This window comes from Mycobacterium sp. E740 (assembly GCF_001672895.1).
Lineage (GTDB): Bacteria > Actinomycetota > Actinomycetes > Mycobacteriales > Mycobacteriaceae > Mycobacterium.
Genome location: NZ_LZKP01000154.1, coordinates 1 through 3,426, shown reverse-complemented (window position 1 = coordinate 3,426; position 3,426 = coordinate 1). Strand labels below are relative to the sequence as shown.

Below are 3,426 nucleotides of genomic sequence, written 5' to 3'. Positions count from 1 at the left end.
ACAGCGACGCCAACAGCCACAGGCCCGGCAACTGTTCGCGGATGTAGTCCGGGTCGCGCTGGTCGAGGTCGGCCTTCGGCACCCGGCCCGCGACCTGCTGCTTGGCCCACTCGAAAACGCCGTCGATCGCCGCCATTGTCTTCATATTGACCGCACGGGGGAAGCGCAAACCAGCGGTGTCATCTACCGGCCGTAGACTTGGCCACACCCACGTTCGGAGGGAAGCGACGATGCCACACTCGGCGGCGGGACCGGCCGGGCCGACCGGCCTACAGCCACGTCGATTCGACCGCGAGATCGACCCCGGGCCGGTGCAGATCCAGGCCCGCAAGGTGCATTTCGACCTGTCCGGCATTCCGCTGGAGTGGATTCCCGGTCACCCGGTGGCTGCCACGATGATCAACCTGTTCAACGTGGTGCTACCCGCCGCCGAGCACTGGTTCGTGCGTACCTACAACGAGGCGCTGCCGCTGGTGAAGGATCACAGGCTGGCCGAGGACATCCGCGGCTTCATCGGCCAGGAGGCGACCCACGCCGCCGCCCACGACGACGTGATCCGCGAGTTCCTCGTCGGCAACGGGGTGGACCCGGCGCCGATGCTCGACCTAGTCGACTACCTGTTCGGAAAGGTCCTGGCGCCAACGCAATCCGATGATCCGGCCCGACGGCTGAACAATTTGTGTGAGCGGCTGTGGCTGATCGCGGCGATCGAGCACTACACCGCGGTGCTCGGGGACTTCGCGCTCAACTCGTCGTGGGACCGGCACGGGGCCCACCCCACATTGGTCGACCTGTTCCGCTGGCACGGGAGCGAGGAGGTCGAACACCGCTGTGTTGCGCACGACGTCGCCGTCTACTTCCACGACAGCTACCCGGACCGGATCCGCGCCATGACGGTCGCCGCCACGGCGATGTTCGTGTTCTTCCAGCGCGGCACCTGGTATCTGCTCAAGTCCGATCCGAACATCGACATCGGGTGGTGGAAGATGCAGCGGATGCGGGCCCGAGACTCCAAACTCGGACTGCTGCCCAAGTTCCGGACGCTGTTCGGAGTGAACACTCTGGCCTATTTCCGCCCCGGCTACTCCCCCAAGGAAATGGGGTCGACTGCCCAGGCCGTCGCGTACCTGGCCACGTCCCCCGCCGCGCGCGCCGCACACCTCTAGATGGGTCTGCGCCAACGCTATCGGCGGCTGCCGGCCAACCCGCTGCGGCCGGGGCGCCGGTACCTCACGATGGGCCTTGCCGAAGCGGTGATCTCCGGGATGGACGCGCTGGCGGCGGCCACCAGACGAGTCGAGCCCCCGCTCGAGCTGGACCGGACACTGCTGCTGCAGGTGGCCGACCGGCGCGTGGTGGCCCACGACCAGAACGCGGTGACGTTGACGCTGACCGCGGTCGACGCAGGACCGCTGCCCCGATGGCGCCCGGGCTCGCACATCGACATCACGCTGCCGAGCGGACTGGTGCGCCAGTACTCACTGTGCGGCGACCCCGCCGATCCCGACTCGTACCGCATCGCGGTGCGGCGTATCCCCGACGGCGGCGGAGGTTCGATCGAAGTGCACGACACGCTGCATCCCGGGGCGACGGTGACCTCGCACGGGCCGCGCAACGCGTTTCCGCTGACCGTGCCCGGGTACGGATCGCCGACCCGAAGCCTGCGGTTCATCGCCGGTGGCATCGGCATCACCCCGATCCTGCCGATGCTGGGCCTGGCGCAGCGTCTGGGCGTCGACTGGTCGATGGTCTACACCGGCCGCAGCCGCGACAGCCTGCCGTTCACCGACGAGGTCGGGCGATTCGGCCCCGTAGACATCCGCACCGACGACGAGGCCGGCCTGCCCACCGCCGACGAGCTGCTCGGCGACTGCCCGCCCGGCACCGCGGTCTACGCGTGCGGTCCGGCGCCGATGCTGACCGCGATCCGCGAGCGGCTGGTCGGCCGCGCCGACGTCGAGCTGCACTTCGAGCGGTTCGCTGCCCCACCGGTCGTCGACGGGCAGGCTTTCTCCGTGACCGTCGCCTCGACCGGGCAGACCGTCGATGTCGGCGCCGAGGAGACTCTGCTCGCCGCGCTGAACCGCGCCGGGGTCCGCGCCCCGTACTCGTGCCAACAAGGTTTCTGTGGCACCTGCCGCAGCCGCGTGCTGGCGGGCAGCGTCGACCACCGCGATGTCCTGCTCACCGATCCCGAGCGGGACAGCGGGGTGATGCTGATCTGCGTCTCGCGCGCCGCGAACGGTTCTGATCTGACGCTCGACCTGTAGGCGCGTCTCGTACTATTCGCCCATGCCGTTGGCCGAGGGCGCGCAGTTCGCCGGATACACCATCGTGCGGCTGCTCGGCTCCGGGGGCATGGGCGAGGTCTATCTGGCTCAGCATCCTCGCCTGCCGCGGCGCGATGCGCTCAAGGTGCTGCCGGCCTCGGTCTCGGCCGACGACGAATACCGCCGGCGTTTCCAGCGTGAGGCCGACATCGCGGCGACCCTGTGGCATCCGCACATCGTCGGCGTGCACGACCGCGGCGAATCCGACGGCCAGATCTGGATCTCGATGGACTACGTCGAGGGCACCGACGCGGCCAAGCTGCTGCGCGAGCGCCACCAGCATGGGATGCCCAAGCAGGACGTCGCCGCGATCGTGACCGCCGTGGCCGACGCGCTCGACTACGCCCACCAGCAGGGCCTGCTGCACCGCGACGTCAAGCCCGCCAACATCCTGCTCGCCCGCCCGGAGTCCGACGACACTCGAATCCTGTTGGCGGACTTCGGGATCGCGCGGTGGGCGAATGACATCAGCGGGCTGACCGCGACGAACATGACGGTCGGCACCGTCTCCTACGCCGCACCCGAGCAACTGATGGGCGAGCGGCTGGACGGCCGCGCCGACCAGTACGCGTTGGCGGCCACCGCCTACCACCTGCTGACCGGCTCGCCGCCGTTTCACCACTCCAACCCGGCCGTCGTCATCAGCCAGCACCTGTCGGCCGCCCCGCCGACCATCGGCGTACACCGACCCGAGCTGGCCGGCCTGGACCCGGTCCTGACCAAGGCGCTGGCCAAGGACCCCAAAGACCGCTTTGAGCGCTGCGCCGACTTCGCCCGCGCGTTGACCCACCAGCTCGGCGCGTCCGACGACGACGCAACGCGGTTCGCGCCGATTGTGCAGAAACCCAAGCGGTCGCGCGCCCGAGTCGTCGTGCCGGTGATCCTCGCCATCGCTCTGGTGGTGGCCATCGCGGTGGCGGCCTTCGAGTTCGGCCGCGACGACGACCGCCCGGCCGCCACCGCGACGACCTCTCCCCCGACCACGTCCACGACGACCCCGGTGCGTCCAGCGCCGCCTCCCCCGCCACCCCCGACGACGCCGACGTCGGCACCCACCACGACGACACCGACGTCGGCACCCGTCACGCCCGCGGCG

3 protein-coding genes and 1 pseudogene are annotated in these 3,426 nt (G+C 69.8%); 3 read left to right on the top strand and 1 reads right to left on the bottom strand.

What is annotated here, in order from left to right; translation table 11 throughout:
* A pseudogene (locus A5663_RS23075) lies at positions 1-136 on the bottom strand (glycerol acyltransferase); the annotation flags it as partial.
* Positions 137-230: 94 nt separating this feature from the next.
* On the opposite strand from A5663_RS23075, the gene A5663_RS14575 reads away from it, so the two are divergent.
* The 3 genes from A5663_RS14575 to A5663_RS14565 form a co-directional block, all read left to right on the top strand.
* Positions 231-1,166: a metal-dependent hydrolase gene (locus tag A5663_RS14575; protein ID WP_068150191.1), complete on the top strand. Its 936-nt coding sequence runs from the start codon at positions 231-233 to the stop codon at positions 1,164-1,166.
* Complete coding sequence (locus tag A5663_RS14570) at positions 1,167-2,270, top strand: PDR/VanB family oxidoreductase (protein ID WP_068150188.1); 1,104 nt, start codon at positions 1,167-1,169, stop codon at positions 2,268-2,270.
* Between the two features lie 22 nt (positions 2,271-2,292).
* Positions 2,293-3,426 (top strand): serine/threonine-protein kinase (locus A5663_RS14565; RefSeq protein WP_068150182.1); only part of this gene is annotated, 1,134 nt, incomplete at its 3' end.